The 17,470-nt window shown below is 72.7% G+C and carries 14 protein-coding genes and 2 pseudogenes; 5 read left to right on the forward strand and 11 right to left on the reverse strand.

What is annotated here, in order from left to right; genetic code table 11:
* From AE652_RS46215 to AE652_RS06205, 3 genes and pseudogenes are all read left to right on the forward strand, one after another.
* Positions 1-231: pseudogene (locus AE652_RS46215) on the forward strand (hypothetical protein); the annotation flags it as partial.
* Between the two features lie 194 nt (positions 232-425).
* On the forward strand, positions 426-1,700 hold the full coding sequence (locus tag AE652_RS06200; RefSeq protein ID WP_049650143.1) for an SPFH domain-containing protein: 1,275 nt from the start codon (positions 426-428) through the stop codon (positions 1,698-1,700).
* On the forward strand, positions 1,697-2,518 hold the full coding sequence (locus AE652_RS06205) for a C40 family peptidase (RefSeq protein WP_049650144.1): 822 nt from the start codon (positions 1,697-1,699) through the stop codon (positions 2,516-2,518). The genes AE652_RS06200 and AE652_RS06205 overlap by 4 nt, the downstream gene beginning before the upstream one ends.
* Before the next feature lie 98 nt (positions 2,519-2,616).
* Here AE652_RS06205 and AE652_RS06210 read toward each other — a convergent pair whose 3' ends face one another.
* A complete protein-coding gene (locus AE652_RS06210) occupies positions 2,617-3,570 on the reverse strand; it encodes an aldo/keto reductase (protein ID WP_049650145.1) in 954 nt (317 codons plus the stop codon).
* Positions 3,571-3,713: 143 nt separating this feature from the next.
* Between AE652_RS06210 and AE652_RS06215 the strand changes: the two genes are divergently transcribed.
* The gene (locus AE652_RS06215; RefSeq protein ID WP_049650146.1) at positions 3,714-3,914 is read left to right on the forward strand and encodes a hypothetical protein; all 201 of its coding nucleotides are present in this window, start codon (positions 3,714-3,716) and stop codon (positions 3,912-3,914) included.
* A 54-nt stretch (positions 3,915-3,968) separates the two neighbouring features.
* Here the strand turns inward: AE652_RS06215 and AE652_RS06220 are convergent, their stop codons facing one another.
* The 8 genes and pseudogenes from AE652_RS06220 to AE652_RS06255 form a co-directional block, all read right to left on the reverse strand.
* Complete coding sequence (locus tag AE652_RS06220) at positions 3,969-4,991, reverse strand: endo alpha-1,4 polygalactosaminidase (RefSeq protein WP_049650147.1); 1,023 nt, start codon at positions 4,989-4,991, stop codon at positions 3,969-3,971.
* Between the two features lie 22 nt (positions 4,992-5,013).
* Positions 5,014-5,709 carry a spherulation-specific family 4 protein gene (locus tag AE652_RS06225; protein WP_049650148.1) on the reverse strand — a complete coding sequence of 232 codons (696 nt, stop codon included), beginning with the start codon at positions 5,707-5,709 and terminating at the stop codon, positions 5,014-5,016.
* Positions 5,706-6,623 (reverse strand): NAD(P)-dependent oxidoreductase, encoded by a 918-nt coding sequence (locus AE652_RS06230; protein ID WP_049650149.1) that lies wholly within the window; start codon positions 6,621-6,623, stop codon positions 5,706-5,708. The genes AE652_RS06225 and AE652_RS06230 overlap by 4 nt, the downstream gene beginning before the upstream one ends.
* Positions 6,624-6,748: 125 nt before the next feature.
* Positions 6,749-7,450: pseudogene (locus AE652_RS06235) on the reverse strand (NDP-sugar synthase); the annotation flags it as partial.
* Positions 7,451-7,525: 75 nt separating this feature from the next.
* Positions 7,526-8,518: an SDR family NAD(P)-dependent oxidoreductase gene (locus AE652_RS06240; RefSeq protein ID WP_049650150.1), complete on the reverse strand. Its 993-nt coding sequence runs from the start codon at positions 8,516-8,518 to the stop codon at positions 7,526-7,528.
* A 159-nt stretch (positions 8,519-8,677) separates the two neighbouring features.
* Positions 8,678-10,210, reverse strand: coding sequence for a hypothetical protein (locus AE652_RS06245; protein WP_049650151.1), 1,533 nt, complete (start codon positions 10,208-10,210; stop codon positions 8,678-8,680).
* A gap of 73 nt (positions 10,211-10,283) precedes the next feature.
* The gene (gene pelF / locus AE652_RS06250; RefSeq protein WP_049650152.1) at positions 10,284-11,798 is read right to left on the reverse strand and encodes a GT4 family glycosyltransferase PelF; all 1,515 of its coding nucleotides are present in this window, start codon (positions 11,796-11,798) and stop codon (positions 10,284-10,286) included.
* A gap of 82 nt (positions 11,799-11,880) precedes the next feature.
* Complete coding sequence (locus tag AE652_RS06255; RefSeq protein ID WP_234348242.1) at positions 11,881-14,241, reverse strand: hypothetical protein; 2,361 nt, start codon at positions 14,239-14,241, stop codon at positions 11,881-11,883.
* Between the two features lie 414 nt (positions 14,242-14,655).
* Between AE652_RS06255 and AE652_RS06260 the strand changes: the two genes are divergently transcribed.
* Positions 14,656-15,585, forward strand: a complete 930-nt coding sequence (locus AE652_RS06260; protein WP_234348243.1) for a tyrosine-protein phosphatase — start codon at positions 14,656-14,658, stop codon at positions 15,583-15,585.
* On the opposite strand, the gene AE652_RS06265 is transcribed toward AE652_RS06260, so the two are convergent.
* Together AE652_RS06265 and AE652_RS06270 are read right to left on the reverse strand one after the other, a co-directional pair.
* Positions 15,572-16,480 carry an RNA polymerase sigma factor SigF gene (locus AE652_RS06265; RefSeq protein ID WP_049650154.1) on the reverse strand — a complete coding sequence of 303 codons (909 nt, stop codon included), beginning with the start codon at positions 16,478-16,480 and terminating at the stop codon, positions 15,572-15,574. The two genes, AE652_RS06260 and AE652_RS06265, sit on opposite strands and share 14 nt — an antisense overlap.
* 144 nt (positions 16,481-16,624) lie before the next feature.
* Complete coding sequence (locus AE652_RS06270; RefSeq protein ID WP_049650155.1) at positions 16,625-17,407, reverse strand: RNA polymerase sigma factor SigF; 783 nt, start codon at positions 17,405-17,407, stop codon at positions 16,625-16,627.
* Positions 17,408-17,470 lie beyond the last annotated feature (63 nt).

Consider the following 17,470-nt stretch of genomic DNA (forward strand, 5'->3'; position numbering starts at 1 on the left):
GCGGTGCGGCCCGGGCCCTCACCGGCCGGAGCCGCCGACCCGGTCGTCTCCGCCGGGGACGCGGTTCCGCCGTTGGCGGCGCCGCCGGTGGAGACCGCGCAGGGCGCGTCCGGGCGGTCCGGGGCGACCGGCTGGCGCGGTGGAATCGCCGGATTCCTGCTGGTGCTCACCGGCCTCGGGCTGATCACCCGTCGGGTGTTCGCCCGCAGGCCAGGTGCTCCTCGGCGCTGAACTGCGCCGAACTGTCCCGACCATCAGTTCATGTGCCTGCGCGTCAGGTCGGCTTTGGATGATTCGTCAGTAAATGTCGACACACCTCGGCTCAAATGTCGCATTTGATGACGTATGAACTTAGCCTGACCCTGGCACTGCCCGTCAGATCCGGGCCGCCCGTTGCGCGACACACCGACCCAGAGGATCCGTGCATGGACGTCACCCGCGATTCTTCGCAGCGACCCGACAACCTGCCCAAGGCGCTCCCGCCGGCCCTGCCGGAACGTTCCGCCGTCGGCTCCGGCCTGCTGGCCGGGACCACCGCCGTCAAGACCCTCAAGCCGGGCGGCCCGGCCGACAGCGGTCCGGCGACCACCCCGCTGGCCGTCGTCCCGAGCCCCTCCCACGGCGGCTCGGCGGACCTGCGGGACCCGCTGGAGTCGGCCGCCCCGGAGACCGTCGAACTCCCGGACCCCACGGTGGCCGGGGCCCTGACCGCCACCACCTCCCGGCGCCCGCCGCGCGCCGACCAGGCGCTGCGCGAGCAGCGCGCCACCGCGCTGCCCGGCTGGCTGGCCCTGCTGGCGGTGCTGATCGGCGTGGGCGGCGTGCTGCTCGTGCTGCTGCGCACCGGCGTCATCCCGTACTGGGACGCGCTGCCCGACCTGCGCGGCAGCGCCGCGCGGGAGAGCGGCCGGGTGGAGGTGGACGCGCCGTGGATCGCCGCGGTGGCCGCCGCCGGCCTGCTGGTGGTGTTCACGCTCGCCGGGCTGCTGGCCAACGCGGGCGGCGAGACCCGGGTGCTGACCCGCTGGGGCCGCTACCGGGGCACCGTCCGCCGGACCGGCCTGGTCTGGGTCAACCCGCTGCTGCGCCGCCGCCGGGTGGACGTGCGGCTGCGGCACTGGCGCAGCGAGCCGGTCAAGGTCGTGGACCGCACCGGCACGCCGATCGTGGTCCGGCTGCTGATCGTCTGGCGGGTCAAGGACACCGCGCGGGCGCTGCTCGCGATCGAGGACCACGAGAGCTATCTGCGCGAGCAGGTCCAGGCCGTGCTCACCCGCACCGCGTCCACCCTGCCCTGCGACAGCAACGCCGCGCCCGGCCCCGCGCTGCGCGACGGGCAGTGGTTCGCCGACGAGATGACCAGGGCGCTGGCCGCCGAGGTCGCCCCGGCCGGCCTGGAGGTCTACTCGGTGCAGCCGCTGGCCCTGGACTACGCGCCCGAGGTGGCCGAGTCGATGCGCCGGCGCAGACTGGCCGACCTGGACGCGGGCCTGCGCACGGTGCTGGTGGACGACGCGGTCGAGGCCGCGGCGCTCGCCGTCCGCCGGCTGGAGCGGGCCACCGCGCACGAACTGGACGAGGCCGCCCGCAGCGCGCTGATGGAGCAGCTGCTGGTCGCCTTCGTCGCCCCGGCCGGAGTGGCCGCCTCGGTACCGTCCCCGGCCGCCCGTGCCGGGCGGAAGGAAGGACGACCCGCATGAGGATAGCCACCGGCGCGTACGCCGAGTCCGGTATCGGCCCCGACGGCGATCCCGGACTGATCGGCTTCGAGGAGCGCCTCGGCAGCATCCCCGCGCTCGCGGGCTGCGGCTGCCCGAACTGCGTCGTCCGGCCGCGCACCGCCCGCTCCGCGGCGGCGGCCGGCGGCAGCCGAATACACCGGGCCGTGCGGGGCACCTGCCTGGCCACCACCGTGCTGGCGGGCGCCGGCGTCGTCGGCCTGACGGCCGGCGCCGGATCCGCGCACGCCGCGGCCGGGAAGCAGGGCTGGGACGGCTCGAAGTACTGGTTCAAGAACGGCTCCGGCGAGTGGCGTTGGACCAGCCACTACGACGTCTACGCGAGCCGCACCGGGCAGTCCGGCGGCTCCGCCCGGACCCCCGCGCAGCCCGCGCCCCCCGCGAGCCGTCCGTCGGCGAACCCCGCACCGGCCTCCGGGAACATGGAGTCGGCCATCGACTACGCGCTCGCCCAGCTGGGCAAGCCGTACGTCTGGGGCGGCAACGGCCCGTCCGGCTACGACTGCTCGGGGCTGGTCCAGCAGGCCTACCGGCGCGCGGGGATCAGCCTGCCGCGGGTGGCCGACGACCAGTACGCGGCGACCACGCCGATCAGCGCCGGGCAGCTGCGCCGCGGCGACCTGGTGTTCTGGTCCGACAGCGGCCGGGCCTCGGGGATCCACCACGTGGGGATCTACCTCGGTGGCAACAAGTTCGTGGAGGCTCCCCGGCCGGGCACGACCGTCCGGATCTCGACCCTCAGCCAGGGCTACTACCCCACCCACTTCGGGCGGCCGTGACCGCGCGGCCGTAACGGCGAAGGCCGTACCGGGCCCCGACAGCGCGCCGCTGTCGGGGCCAGGACCGCGTTCGGAGCGGCCGCGGTGCCGGATCCGGCTCAGGCGGAGGCGGCGTCCAGCAGGGCGGTCTGCTCCGGGGTGAGCTGCAGGGTGGCGCCGACCAGCAGCGGCGGGAGCTGCTCGACGGTGCGGGCGCTGGCGATCGGGGCGGCGACCGTCGGACGGGCGGCGAGCCAGGCCAGGGCGACGGAGGCGGGCTCCACCCCCTGCTCGGCGGCGACGGTGTCCAGCGCCTCCAGCACCTTGGGGCCGCGCGGCTCGGCCAGGTAGCGGGCGGCGCCCTCGGCGCGGGCGCTGGCCACGCCGTCGGCGCCCGGACGGTACTTGCCGGTCAGGAAGCCGGAGGCCAGCGCGTAGTACGGGACGGTGGCCAGGCCGTGCTCGGCGACCACGTCGGCCAGCGGGCCCTCGAAGGTGCCGCGCGAGACCAGGTTGTAGTGCGGCTGGACGGCGACGTACTTCGCCAGGCCCTCGCGCTCGGCGAAGGCCAGCGCCTCGGTGAGCCGCTCGGCGGAGATGTTGGAGGCGGCGACCGCCCGGACCTTGCCCTCGCGGACCAGCTCGTCCAGCGCGGTGACGAACTCCTCGACCGGGGTGTCGTCGTCCCGGTGGGTGTAGTAGAGGTCGATCCGCTCGACGCCCAGGCGGCGCAGCGAGTCCTCGGCCGCGGCCTTGATGTTGGCGGCGCCCAGGCCACCGCGCTCGGCGAGCATGCCGACCTTGGTGGCGATCACGACGTCCTCGCGGTTGCCGCGGCTGCGCAGCCAGTTGCCGAGGACGGTCTCGGACTCGCCGCCGGTGTTGCCCGGGGCCCAGGAGGAGTAGACGTCGGCGGTGTCGACGAAGTTTCCGCCGGCCGCCGCGTAGGCGTCCAGGACGGCGAAGGACTGCTGTTCGTCGGCCGTCCAGCCGAAGACGTTGCCGCCGAGGGAGAGCGGGAAGACGGACAGGTCGGAGGTGCCGAGGCTCACCCGGCTGTGGTTTCCGGTCATGAAGGCAGTCAACCCCATGGCCCGGCCCGGCATTCCGGGAACCCCGCGGTCTTCACGAGGCTGTTGCACGGAAGGGTGGTGTGGTCCGCGCGACGGGGGTCCGGGGTGTGCCCGAGGTGGGCCGATTCGTTAGAGTCCGTGCCATGGCTGACAACGACTACGACCCCGCCGGCAGCACCCAGATGTTCCGGGCGTTCGTCGACGAGAGCCCGGCGCCCCAGGCCCCGGGCAACGTTTCCACCTACGGCAGCAGCAAGAGCAGCGGCCGCACCGGCGTGATCGCGCTGGTCGCCGTCGTCGTGCTGGTCGTCCTGGGCGCCGTCGTCTGGCTGGCGGTCAAGTGACCCTCGCGCGGGTGACCCTCGTCCGGGTCACCCGCGCGACGGAAGACGAACACCTCAGCAGGGCTTGCGCCAGGCGTTCAGTTCGAGCTTCTTCCGCATCGAACTGAAGCCCAGCGACTTGGCCTTGCCGCAGAACTGGTCCGTGTCGAGCTTGTACTCGACGTGGAAGACCGCCTTGCCCGCCTTGACGAAGGGCGCGACCCGGTCGCACTCGTCGAACTGCGCGCACTCCTCGTTGACCGCGAAGTCGAAGTCCGGGAGCAGGGCCGGGATCTGGTCCAGGTCGTTCTTCAGGCCGATGGCCAGGCCGCGTTCGTGGGCGAGCTGGGCCAGCATCCGGTTGTACTTGAGCTGGTCGTCCGGGGTCAGCGGGAAGCCGCTGTTCTGGTTGTACGCCTCGATGGTGTCCGGCTCGACGGCGTCGAAGCCCTTGCTCCGGCACATGTCGAAGCGGGCGGCCATCAGCGGCTTCAGCTGGTCGAGCTTGCGGATGTCGAACCACTTCTCGCCCTTCCAGCCGGTGTCCGAGCCCTGGAGGGACTTGGCGAAGGCGGCGGAGTCGGGGCGGAAGTCCTCCCAGGAGCCGGCGTTGATGTAGCAGATCACCTTGCGGCCCTTGGCGTGCAGCGCGGCCACCACCGAGGCGTCGTTCTCGAAGCCGTCGATGTCGTAGACCGGGACGTCCACCGACTGGTCGACGCCGCCGCCGAGTTGCCACTGCCAGGCGAGGCCCGGGGCGGGCTGCCAGCGGGCGCCGGCCGGCGGTGCCGGGTTGCCCGGCGGGGTGCCGGTGCCCTGCGGGGTGCCGGGAGGCGTGCTGCTGCCGGGCGTGCCCGGGGCGGGCGCGGTGGTGCCGGGAGCGGTGGGCGCGGGGGTCGGCGTGCCCGGCTCGGTGGTGCTCGGGTCGGGGGTGCCGGGGGTGCTCGGCGCGGTGGCTGCGGGGGAGTTGCTCGGGGTGCCGTCGGCCGAGTCCTGGTCGTCCTCCGATCCCGAGCTGCTGCACGAGCTGACCAGCAGGGCGGTGGCGGTGGCGAGGGCCAGGGCGGCCGGGAGGTGCCGGTGGTTGCGGCGGTTCACGGTAGTCGGACTCCGGATCGGGTCAGGTCAGTTCGGCGGCGTTCAGGCCGTACGGCAGGGTGCGCCAGGGGTTCTCCCCGGCCCCCGGTACGGCGCAGCCGACGCCGGCTCGCCGGGCGGCGATCAGGGCGGCGGCGTCCTGGGCGTGCTCGGAAGGGACGTCGTAGACCAGGTGGCAGAAGCGGGAGGCCGCGTGCCGGCCGGTCCACAGCGGCAGCGTCATGGCGCGGTAGGCGTCCCAGTCGCCCTCGAAGGTCACCAGCAGGTCGGCCAGGCCGACTTCGGCGTAGCCCGGGTCCGGGTGCTCGCCGTGGCCGAACACCACGGTGCCGCAGCCGGCCGCGCGGGCGGCCGTGGCCAGCCGCCGGTAGTGCGCGAGCGCACCCGGGTGGGTGGAGACCTGGTCGAGGTAGACGCCGGTGATGCCGTGGCGCTGACGGTACGTCAGGATGTCGGCCACCACGGCCGCGTGCGGCCGGCGGCCGTAGTCGGTGTCGGTGTAGCCGACCAACGGCAGTCCGGCGGCGCGGAGTTCGTCGGCGGCCTCGGCGAAGACGTGGTCCGGGAACTCGCCCGGACCGTCGGCGAGGTTGAGCACGACGGCGGCGATCCGGGCGGGGTCGGCGGCGGCGACCGCCTGCCAGGCCGCCGGGTCCACCGCGGGGTGGACGTACAGCGGCACCAGCAGGCGGCCGTCGGGGGTCTGCCCGGCGGTCATGCGACCACCGGGTCGGGCGTGGGCCCGGCGGTGCCGAGCCACAGGTCGCGCAGGGTGTCGGCGAGGTCCGTCTCCGGCCGCCAGCCGAGCTCCCGGTCGGCGGCCGACACGTCGGCCTGCTGCCAGGAGACCGCGGCCGAGCGCTCGGAGCCCGCCCCGCTCTCGTCGATCCGGCCGGTGAAGCCGGCCGCGGCGACCAGCCCGTCCGCGATCGCCCGGACCTGCCGGGCGTGCCCGGAGGCCAGGTTGAGCACCCGGGGGAGCGGACGGTCGGCGGTGACGGCCAGGCCGACCGCCTTCGCCACGTCCCGGGCGTCGACGAAGTCGCGGTAGGCGGAGAGGTCGCCGACCGTGATCACGCCGTCGGCGCCCTCGGGCGCCACCCGGCGCAGCTCGGCGGCCAGCCGCCCGGGCAGCGAGCCCGCCGGGGCGCCGGGGCCGACCGGGTTGAACACCCGCAGCACCACGGCGTCCAGCGGCGAGCCGGCCACCGCGAGGGAGCCGGCCAGCTTGGTCGCGCCGTACACGCCGACCGGGCGGGCGTCGGCGTCCTCGGCGAGGGACTCACCCCGCGCGCAGACGCCGTACTCGCCGGCCGAACCGATGTGCACCAGGCGGGCCTTCGGGGCGCCGAGGGAGAGCGCCTCGCAGAGCACCGCCGGGCCGCGGGCGTTCACCTCGGCGAGCTTGACCGCGCTGCCGGCCACCGCGCCGGCGAAGTTGACCACCGCGTCGGGGGCCAGCGCGGACAGTTCCTCGCCGAGCGGGCCGGCCTGGGCGGTGGCCAGGTCCAGCCGGAGGTCGTGGGCGGGCCGCCGGCCCGCGGTCAGCACGGTGGCACCGGGCACTGACCGCAGGACGGCGGTGGCGTGACGGCCGAGGAAGCCGTCGCCGCCGAGGAGCAGAATTCTCACGCGGCCCGTCCGTCGCTCTCGGCGCCCGCGGTGGCGGGCTCGGTGGTCGCGTCGTCCGGGGCGGTGCGGGCGGCCGGGATCGGCAGCTCCGCGACACCCGGTGTGATGCCGCTCGACTCGAAGGGCATCAGGACCGGACGGATGGTGGAGAACTCGGCGTTGGCCCGGTCGTAGTCGTCGGGCCGGCCGATGTCCAGCCAGTAGCCGCCGAACTCGTACGCGGCGGGCGGGGTCTCGGCGGCCAGCAGGTCGAGCACCAGCTCGTCGAAGCCCAGCGGCAGGCCGGGGGTGTACTTGGCCAGCGCCGAGCGGGAGACGCCGTACACGCCCATCGAGACGCGGTAGTCGATGCTGGGCTTCTCCTGGAAGCCGGTGATGGTGCCCTCTTCGGAGGTCAGCACGCCGAAGTCGATCTTGACCTGGCGGGCGTAGGTGGCGATGGTCAGCGGGGCGCCGGACGCCTCGTGGTGCTTGAGCACCCCGGCGAAGTCCAGGTCGGTCAGGATGTCGCCGTTCATCACCAGGAAGTGCTCGGGCAGGCGCTCCTGCATGGTGAGCAGCGGGCCCATGGTGCCGAGCGGGCTGTCCTCGACGGCGTAGCCGACCCGCAGGCCCCACTGCGAGCCGTTGCCGACGTAGGCGCGGATGATGTGGCCGAGGTGGCCGATGGCCAGGGTGACGCTCTGGAAGCCCGCGGCGGCGAGCTGGCGCATCACGATCTCCAGGATCGCGTGCTGGTCGCCGATCGGGACGAGCGGCTTGGGAAGCGCGGTGGTGTACGGGCGGAGACGGACGCCCTTACCGCCGGCCAGGATCACTGCGTGCATGGTGTTTCCCCCACGGAAAGGATGTGCAGGACACGAACCTTGGTTACCAGGACGAGCAAGATCGGTCGGGGCGGGTCAGACGTTGTAGATGTCGGTCTTGTAGCGGGCCAGGTTGGCCGGGTCGCGGAAGAACTCGGTGGTCTGCTCCAGGCCCTGCTCCAGGCTGAAGTTCGGGGCCCAGCCGGTGGCCTCGCGCAGCCGGGTCGCGTCCGCGACCAGGCGCATGACCTCGGAGTTGGTCGGACGGATGCGCTGCTCGTCCTCCTTCACCACCAGGTCCACGCCCATCAGCTTGCCGACCAGGGTGACCAGGTCGCCGACCGAGATCTCGCCGCCGGTGCCGGCGTTGAAGGTCCGGCCGACCACCGTGTCGGCGGGCGCGGTGCCCACCGTGCGGAAGGCGTTGGCGGTGTCCTTGACGAACGTGAAGTCGCGGGTCGGGCGCAGGTCGCCGAGGGTGATCTCGGTCTGGCCGGCCGCGACCTGGGCGATCACGGTCGGGATGACGGCGCGCATCGACTGGCGCGGGCCGAAGGTGTTGAACGGGCGCAGGGTGACGACCGGGGTCTCGAAGCTGGCGTGGTAGCTGTCGGCCAGCCGGTCCCCGCCGGCCTTGGAGGCGGCGTACGGGGACTGGGTGTTGATCGGGTGGTCCTCGGTGATCGGCACGGTCTGCGCGGTGCCGTAGGTCTCGCTGGTGGAGGTGTGCACCAGGCGGGGGATCTCCTGGTGGCGCACCGCCTCCAGCACGTTCAGGGTGCCGGTGACGTTGGTGTCCACGTACGAGTGGGGGGCGCGGTAGGAGTACGGGATCGCGATCAGGGCGGCCAGGTGGTAGACCGCCTCGGTGCCCTTGACCAGGCCGTTGACCGAGCCCGGGTCCCGGACGTCGCCGAGGACGATCTCGACCGAGTCCAGCACCTCCTCGGACAGGGTCTCCAGCCAGCCGAAGGACGAGAACGAGTTGTACTGGACCATCGCGCGGACGTGGTGCCCGTCGGCGACCAGGGTCTCGACGAGGTGGGAGCCGATGAAGCCCTCGGCTCCGGTAACCGCAACGCTGCTCATGCGGATGTCGCTTTCTCGATCTGCCGGGGCGGCCGGACGCACTGGGGTGGCCGGCCGCCGTTGGCCCGGTGGGTGTCTCAGGTGGAACGGGTACGGCGGTGCACGCGAAGGAGGCGTGCGGGATATTCGATGTGTTCAGCGGTGCTGGGTGGTGCGTTTTCAGCGGTGCTGGGTGGTGCGGCCGAGCGCGGGCCCGGCCAGTGCGGTGAGGACGAAGGCGGCCGTCCCGCAGCCGATCAGCTGCAGGACGATCGGGTCCGCACCCGCCAGCAGCCCGGCGCTCTCGGCGACCGCGGCGGCCAGACAGACGAGGGCGGTGCTCCAGCTGAACCCGAAGGCGTTCAGCAGCAGCGCCAGCCAGAGCGAGCCGCCGAGGAGCAGCATCGCGCCGAGCTGCGGCACGCCGAGCGCGGGGGCGCCGGGCCACAGCACGGTCGCGGCGGCGTCCAGCGCGGCCACGGTGGTGAGGTAGATGAACAGGCAGCCGAGCAGGATCCCGCCGGTGCGGCGGGTGAACTGGCCGCTGGTGTGGCTGGTGCGCAGGGCGGCCACCGCCATCGCCCGGTAGCGGAAGAGCAGCCACTCGGCGAGGCCCAGGCTGAGCGTCAGCGCGATCATGGCCGGTCCGGTCGGGGTGGTCGACGTGGCCTGCGCGGGGAGGCCGCCGGACTGCACGGCCTGGTGGATCGTCCCGCCGAGGCCGGCGATCAGCGTGAGCGCGCCGCAGGCCAGGCCGAACAGCAGGTGCGGGACCTCCTGGCGGACCGGCAGCCTCAGCTCGACGGACTCGCGTTCGCCGCCGCGGATGCAGACCAGCAGCTCCCGGACGGCCAGTCCGACCGCCAGCACCAGCGAGACGAGCAGCACGACCGTACGGACCGGCTGCGGGACGTCCGCCGCCAGCACCACGCCCGCGCCGACCGACGCCGGGGCCAGCGCCAGCAGCAGGAACTTCTCCCGCCCGAGCACCAGCAGCACGGTGGCCGCGCCCAGGTAGCAGGACTGCCCGGCGGCGAAGCACAGCGCGCCCAGCGGCCCGCCGACCACGTACGCGGCGGCCGCCGCGACCAGCGCGCCGACCGGGGCGCCGACGGCCAGGCAGACCGCGGCCTCGCGGCGGCGCAGCCGGCCCAGCCAGCGGTAGGAGCGGTGCGCCAGCGCCTGGTTGAAGCCCCAGCTGACCAGCGTGGCGACGGACAGCGCGAGCATGCCCGAGGGCAGGCCGAAGCGCATCCGGGTGGTCGCGAACAGGTTGGCGCCGAGCAGGTAGCCGAGCCCTGGCAGGGCGAACACCAGGCCGCGCACCACGCAGCGCCAGGGGTCGGCCCGCCAGGGGTTGGCGAACTCGGAGCTCGGGCCGGGGTAGCGGCGCTCGACCTTCTCGAACAGTTCCTCGGCGACGGTGAACGCGTCGGGGCGGCCGTACAGCAGGGCGGCCTGCTCGTCCGACAGGCCGTCGGACTCCAGGAAGGCCGCGATCTCGTACGGGTGGACGGCGTCGGCGCAGACGTCGCGCAGGCGCTCGGCGAGCTCGTCCAGCGGGTCCGCGGGGAGGTAGAGCGCGTCCTCCGGCTCCGGCTCCGGCTCCTGCTCCGACGGGGCGGGACGGCGGCGCTTGAGCGGCAGGGCGCGCAGCTGCACGGTCTGGTCGGGGCCGGCCTCGCCCGGAATCAGTCGCAACGGACCGCTCATGCATCCACCTCGTTGTGCTCGGCGGCCGCTGAGCGGGACACGCGCCTATCGATGGTTCTGTCGCCGTGCCCGTTCACGCGCCGACCTCGCTCGGCTCGGGGCGGGCGGCGGCCAGCTGCTGGTCCCAGTCGGGGCTGGGGACCTGGTCGGTGACGGCGACCATGCCGCCGGGCATCCAGCGGGCGGTGCCCAGGAGCTCGGTGTAGATGCCGCGGAAGCCGTCGATGTTCTGGCGGAGGGTGAACTGCTCGATCACCCGCAGCCGGGCGCCCTCGCCGAGCCGGGCGCGCCGTTCGGCGTCGCGCAGCAGCTCGATCGCGGCGGCCGCCATCGGTTCGGGTTCGCGCGGCGGGACGACCAGTCCGGTGTCGCCGACGGCCTCGCGCACGCCGCCGACGTCGGTCGAGACGGTCGCGCGGCCGCAGGACATCGCCTCGATCAGGGTGAACGGGAAGCCCTCGCTGATGCTGGAGAGCATGACCACGTTGCCCGCCGCGTACGCGTCGGTGATGTCGGCGACGCGGCCCTCGAAGGCCACCGAGTCGGCTATGCCGAGCTCGGCGGCCAGGGCTATGCAGCCGTCCCGGTACGCCTCGCCGCCCTTGGGGGTGCCGCCGAAGAGCCGCAGACGCGCCTCGGGGATCTCCCGCTGGACGATGGCGAAGGCCCGGATCAGCGTCTCCAGGTCCTTGATCGGGTCGACCCGGCCGGCCCAGCTGAGGGTCGGCGTCTCGGGCTCGGGGCCGGCCGGCGGGAAGGCCGCCGGGTCCACCCCGTTGTAGACGGTGCGGATGTGCGAGGACGGCGTGCCGCCGCGCTCCTCCCAGCGCCGGTTGTACCGGTTGCCGGGGGTGACCAGGGCGGCCTGCCGGTAGCTCTCCTCGGCGAGCATCCGGTAGAAGCCGAGCAGCAGCGCCTTGACCGGCCAGCGGTAGGGGCCGGTGCGGTAGCCGAGGTAGCGCTCGCGCAGGTAGATGCCGTGCTCGGTGAGCAGAAACGGTACGCCGTACTGCTGGGCGGCGATCAGCCCCGGCAGGGTGGCGAGGCCGCCGCTGGCCGCGTGCGCGACGCCGTCCTTGGGCGGCTCGACCGAGAGCGGCCGCAGGGCGTGCTCCAGCAGGTCGGTGGCGTTCAGGGCGTCGTGCAGGGTGGGCCGGGAGACGGCGGTCGGCAGGTAGTCGCGGGTCCAGACCTGCTGGAGGGTGCGCAGCGCGCGCTCGCTGCGCAGCGCCGGGCTGAGCAGCCCGTGCCGGGCGAGGTCGGCGAAGTTGTACAGCTCGGTGCCGAAGTGGGTGGTGTAGACCGGGTCGAGGATGGAGTGCAGGAAGCGCTCGTACGCGTTGAGGAAGCGCCGCATCTCCTTGCCGCGGGGCGCTCGGCCCTCCGAGGCGGGCCCCCACAGCGGCGCGGTGGTGACCGACCGTACGTTGGCGGGCAGTTCCCAGGCCAGTGGCTCGTGGCCGGTTCCGGTGACGGCGATGACGTCGAACTCGACGTCCGGCATGCCCTGAACGAGCTGGTCGCACCAGACGCTCACGCCGCCGTGCTGGTGCGGATACGTCCCCTCGGTGAGCAGGGTGACGCGCATTCCTGTCCCCCCTCCTGTTCTTGCGTAGGTTCCGGCCTGGATGACCGGAACGGGAGCCGTGGCGGGTGGTGCTGGTTACCGGTTACCGGTTGCCGGAGCGTCCGGTGGTGCTGCTCGGCGTGGCCGTCCCCCCAGAGGCCTTGCCGTTCTTCGTCGCAGCCTTGTCGTCGTGGCCGTTGCCGCCCTGACCGATGGTGCCAGCGAGGACATCCTTGCCGGGCACCGGGGTTCCGCTACCCGGGACCAGGGACGGAGCGGGCTTGCGGGTGGTGTCGCTCGGCCCCACCGGGACCGGGGTGGCGACACCCTGCGGCACGACCTTCTTGTCCGCCGGCGCCGGGGCCGGGACGGACTTGGCCGCGACGCCCGGCGCGACGGGGGCCGGGGCGGCCGGCGCGGACGGCAGCTGCAGGGTGACGCTGCTCTGCAGCGCGCCCGGGGACACCCAACCCGAGAGGGTACCGGCGTAGGACGAACCGAACCCGCCCGTTCCGATGGCCAGCTTCTGAGCGGTTCCGGTCGGCATGGTGGCCTGGACCTGAACGCCGGACGGCGCGTTGACGGTGACGGTGCTGCCGACCCGGTAGGCGGTGACCTGGCCGGAGGCGAGGGCGGTGTTCCAGGCCGCGCGGCGCTGGAACTCCTGGCCGATCTCGCGCTGGCTCAGGTTCACGATCGGGGCGCTGTCCGCGTGCAGCGAGCGGTAGGTGCCGAGGATCTTCTCCAGCACCGGGTACAGGATGCGGTCCTCGGACAGGTTCGACTGGTGCACGAAGTGCGGCCGCGGGTCGTTGCTCAGCACGTGGCCGAGGTCGATCCGGGCCTCCAGCGGCACGATGTACGACTGGTAGCCGGTGGTGGTGTCCAGCGGCTGGGGCAGGCAGGTGGAGTTGGCGTTGTTCTCGCAGACGCCGCTGCCGCCGTTGGCCTTGCTGGTGTAGATCCAGTTGTACTCGTCGGCCTCCTCCTTCGCCGTACCGGCGTTGTAGAAGACGTTCATCGGGTACCGCGGCACGGTCAGGGCGGAGCCGACGGGCCGCTGACCGGTCTCGCGGGAGGCGTCGCTGGCGGTGAACTTGATGCCGTTGGCGGCCAGCGCCGGCGCCAGGTTCGGGTTGTCGCTGGTCTCCTGCGGGGCGGTCAGCAGGCCGGAGTGCTCGCCGGTGACCAGGGACTGCGGGTCGAAGCCCAGGCCGTTCGCGGTGGCCCAGTCGGCGTTGGTCTTGATCTGGGAGGAGATGGTGTTCTGGTCGACCCAGACGGTGGCGCCCGCGGTGTTCTTGGCGCAGACCCACGGCACCACGGTGACGTTCTGCTCGCAGCCCAGGTACGGGTGGGTGTAGGTGTGGTTGACCCACCGGTAGTTGCTCTGGTCGGCGATCATCTGGTTCGCCGTGGGGTCCACCGTGGTCTGGTGGTCGGCCTTCCAGTCCTCGCTGCCGCCACCGTTGAACACCATGTCCAGGGTGAAGTTGTTGGCGGCCTGCCACTGCTTGAGGTGGTTGGCGTCGTCGACGGTCATCCGGATCGGGTTGGCGGTGTCCGGGGTGCCGGGCGGGCAGGTGACGTCGCCGGGGGTGCACTTGAGCACGGTGTCCCAGCGGTCGTCGGCCAGGAAGACGTCGTCCACGTGGGTGGCGAAGTAGTTGCGGTCGTAGCCGAGGTGGACGCCCTGGGTGAGCCAGTCGACCATGCCGCGGGCCAGCAGCCGGTACTGCTGCTGGTACTGGTTGTAGACGAACGTGACGACCAGTTCCTTGCGGCCGTCGTGGGTGTACTCGCCGACCAGCGAACCGCGGCTGGCCGTGTTGGGTATCGGCGCGTCGACCAGCGGGACGAACGAGGCGCCGGCCGGCAGGCTGGCGAGCGGAGTGGCCAGGTAGCCGTAGCTCTCGCCGACGTTCGGGTCGTTGTCCTCGAACGGGACGCTGCCCTTGAGGTACCCGAACGGGCCCGAAGTTCCGGCCGCGGTGGTGGCGCCCTGGAATCCGTCGAGAGTGCCCACGAATCCGGGATTCTGGGCGTAGTTCAGCCCCACCGCCGGGTTGGCCCACGTGTACGCGTCGATCTGGCGGACGTTGAATGCGGCTTCGTAGGTCGCGATCGCCGTCATCTCGGTGGCACTGTTGGGGAAGGGGTTTTCGTTGGGCAGCACGATGCCCTGGAACTTCCCGCGGGGCTGGCCGTTCAGCGTGTCGCTCAGGAAAGCGGAGTTGATGACGGGGCGGTTGGGGTCATTGAGGCTGATGACCTTGTAGGGCGTGCCCTGGCTCTTCAACTCGGCGGTGATGGCAGCGACGGACGGGCCGCCGTCGTCGACGACCAGGACGGTGAGGTCGATCCTGGGCGGCGCCGCGTCGGCGTGGGCCAGGGTGGTCTGCAAGCCGCTGGCCAGCAGGACTGCCGCCGCGCACGCGGCGACTCTTCGGGTCGCTCGACCCATGGTGATCCTCCCCTTGGTGCAGGCGTCACGCTGCTCGGCGCTCGCCTGCCCGTGTAGCTGTTCGCGGGCAGCAGGCTGCCCGGGCCCATCCTGGTCGAGGGACGGTGGTGCGAGGGACCAATTGGGCGAGAGTGCAGCGAACCTGTTACCAACGTTCATGGCGAAGCCATGAAGGCGCTGATTGTGACCGGAACCGGACCGGCGGCGCAAATAGTGAATTGAAAATGAAAAACCGGAAGCTGACTGCTACACGTGGTTACCGACGGTGCGGCCCAGTGGGGCGGGCGGGACACCTACACTGTCGTCGTTGCGCATGACACTCTTGCACATCTCGCCGCCCAGTTGGGCAGGTTCATGCAATATCGGGCACGGCTGTGCCATGTGACAGTCCGAATATGCAATGGAGGTGCTCACATGGTCGATCAGCATACCGAGTCCGGGGGATTCCCGAGCGTACGGAATGCGTCACCGGAGGCGGGCGGAACGCCGCTGGTCGGACGCAGTCTCGGTTTGCGCGGTGCGCTGAATGCCCGTGATCTGGGCGGGTACCGGACGGCTGACGGGCGGATTCTCCGGCCCGGGGTGGCACTGCGCAGCGATGGCCTGAACCGTGTCACCGCCGAGGACCTCGGCCCGCTCGGCGCGCTCGGCCTGCACAGCGTGGTGGACCTGCGGAGCATGGCCGAAGTCCGCGAGACCGGTCTGGACCACCTGCCCGGCGGTGTGACGCTCCACCATCTCCCGCTGCTGGCACCGGACTTCGACATCGTCCTGCTGGTCCGCGACGCGCTGGCGGACCACGACCCGGAGCGCCAGCGGGCGCTGCTCGGCGACGGCCGGGCGGCCGCCCGGATGGCCGGCCTCTACCGGTGGTTCGTCACGGACCGGGTGGCGCGCGAGCGATTCGCCGCCCTGCTACGGCTGCTGGCGGACCCTCAGGGGCCGCCGCTGCTGTTCCACTGCTCGGCGGGCAAGGACCGCACCGGCTGGGCCGCGGCCCTCCTGCTGACCGCCCTGGGGGTGGACCGGGAGACCGTCCTGGCCGACTACCTGCTCACCAACGAGCGCTCCGCCCCGGTCGTACGGCGGGTGCTGGACGACTTCGGGGCCCGCGGCCTGATGCGCGAGCCCGAGCTGCTCCTGCCGGTCTTCCGCGCCGACGGCGGCTACCTGGACGCGGCCTTCGCCGAGGTCGCGGCCGGCTGGGGCGGCTTCGACGCCTACTGGCGGGACGGACTCGGACTGGACGGGGAGGTGCTGGCCGGGCTGCGCGCCAACCTGCTGGACGACCCGGGAGCCGAGCGGGGCGGCCCGGCTCCCGGTGGTCGGCTCAGCCCTCGTTGATCAGCCCCTCGCGCAGCTGGGTGAGCGTCCGGGTGAGCAGCCGCGAGACGTGCATCTGGGAGATCCCGATCTCCTCGCCGATCTGCGACTGGGTGAGGTTGCCGAAGAACCGCAGCATGATGATCCGGCGCTCGCGCGGCGGCAGCTTGGCCAGCAGCGGCTTGAGCGACTCCCGGTACTCGACGCCCTCCAGCGCGAGGTCCTCGTAGCCGAGCCGGTCGGCCAGCGGGCCGTCGCTGTCCTCCTCGCCGGTGCTGGAGTCGAGCGAGCTGGCGGTGTACGCGTTGCCGACCGCGAGGCCCTCGACCACGTCCTCCTCGCTGACCCCCAGGCAGGCCGCCAGCTCGGCGACGGTGGGGGAGCGGTCCAGCCGCTGGGAGAGCTCGTCGCCGGCCTTGGTGAGCGCCAGCCGCAGCTCCTGGAGCCGGCGCGGAACGCGGACCGACCAGCTGGTGTCCCGGAAGAAGCGCTTGATCTCGCCGACCACGGTGGGCATCGCGAAGGTGGGGAACTCCACCCCGCGCTCCGGGTCGAACCGGTCGATCGCCTTGATCAGGCCGATCGTGCCGACCTGGACGATGTCCTCCATCGGCTCGTTGCGGCTGCGGAAGCGCGCCGAGGCGTACCGGACCAGCGGCAGGTTGAGCTCGATCAGGGTGTCGCGGACGTAGGTGTGCTCGGCGCTGCCCGGGTCCAGCGCGGCCAGCCGCAGGAACAGCGAGCGGGAGAGCGTCCGGGTGTCCAGCACCGAGCCGGGCGGCGTCTCCGGTCCCGTGTCGGGGCCGGGCGGCCGGGCCGGTTCGACCCGCTGCCGCGGGACCAGGTCCTCGACGACGGCCGTGCCGTTGGCCTGGCCGCCAGCGTGGATCTCCGCAGTGCCCAGCTCTCCGGACATGCACCCACCCCCTTGTGACTGTCAGTTGAACGGGGGCCGTCGCGCGGTGGTTCCCGGCGAGGGCCTTCCCCCTGCATACCGGAACACGGTCCACGGCAAACCCAAACGTCGCAAGATGTCACGCCGGGGTAACTCGCTGCAATCTCACTCTTCCCAGGAGTTGCCGGTCCGAAGCCTGGTCAGGATCCGGGAGAGCAGCCGGGACACGTGCATCTGGGACATCCCCAGCTCGGTGCTGATCTGGGACTGGGTCAGGTTGGCGAAGAACCGCAGCATCACGATCCGCCGCTCCCGCTCGGGGAGCTGGACCAGCAGGTGGCGGACCATGTCCCGGTGCTCGACCTCGGCCAGCGCGGAGTCCTCGTAGCCGAGCCGGTCGAGCAGGGCGAGCCCGCCCTCGTGCTCCTGTGCCGCCTCCAGGGACGCCGCGTTGTACGCCCGCCCGGCGTCCAGGCAGGCCCGCACGTCCTCCTCGGGGATCCGCAGGCTGGCGGCGATCTCGGGCACCTTGGGCACCCGGCCGTGCAGCACCGTCAGCTCCTCCATCGCGCCGCTGACCTGGACCCACAGCTCCTGGAGCCGGCGCGGGACGTGCATGGTGCGGACGTTGTCCCGGAAGTAGCGCTTGATCTCGCCCAGGATGGTCGGCAGCGCGTAGGTGGGGAACTGGACGCCGCGGCCGGGGTCGAAGCGGTCGATCGCGTTGATCAGGCCGATGGTGCCGACCTGGACGACGTCCTCCATCGGCTCGCTGCGGCTGCGGAAGCGGGTGGCGGCGTAGCGGACCAGCGGGATGTTCACCTCGATCAGGGCGGCCCGGACCCGCTCCCGCTCGGGGGCGTCCGGGGGCAGCTCGGCGAGCCGTTCGAACAGCACCCGGGTCAGCGTCCGGACGTCCACGGCGGGGCGGCCGCCGGGGCCGCGCAGCCGGTCCGTCGGAGCTCGCCGGCCGGGCTGGTGATCGCAGCCAGCACTTCGTCCACGGACACC

It is taken from the genome of Kitasatospora sp. MY 5-36, from assembly GCF_001182915.1.
GTDB lineage: Bacteria > Actinomycetota > Actinomycetes > Streptomycetales > Streptomycetaceae > Kitasatospora.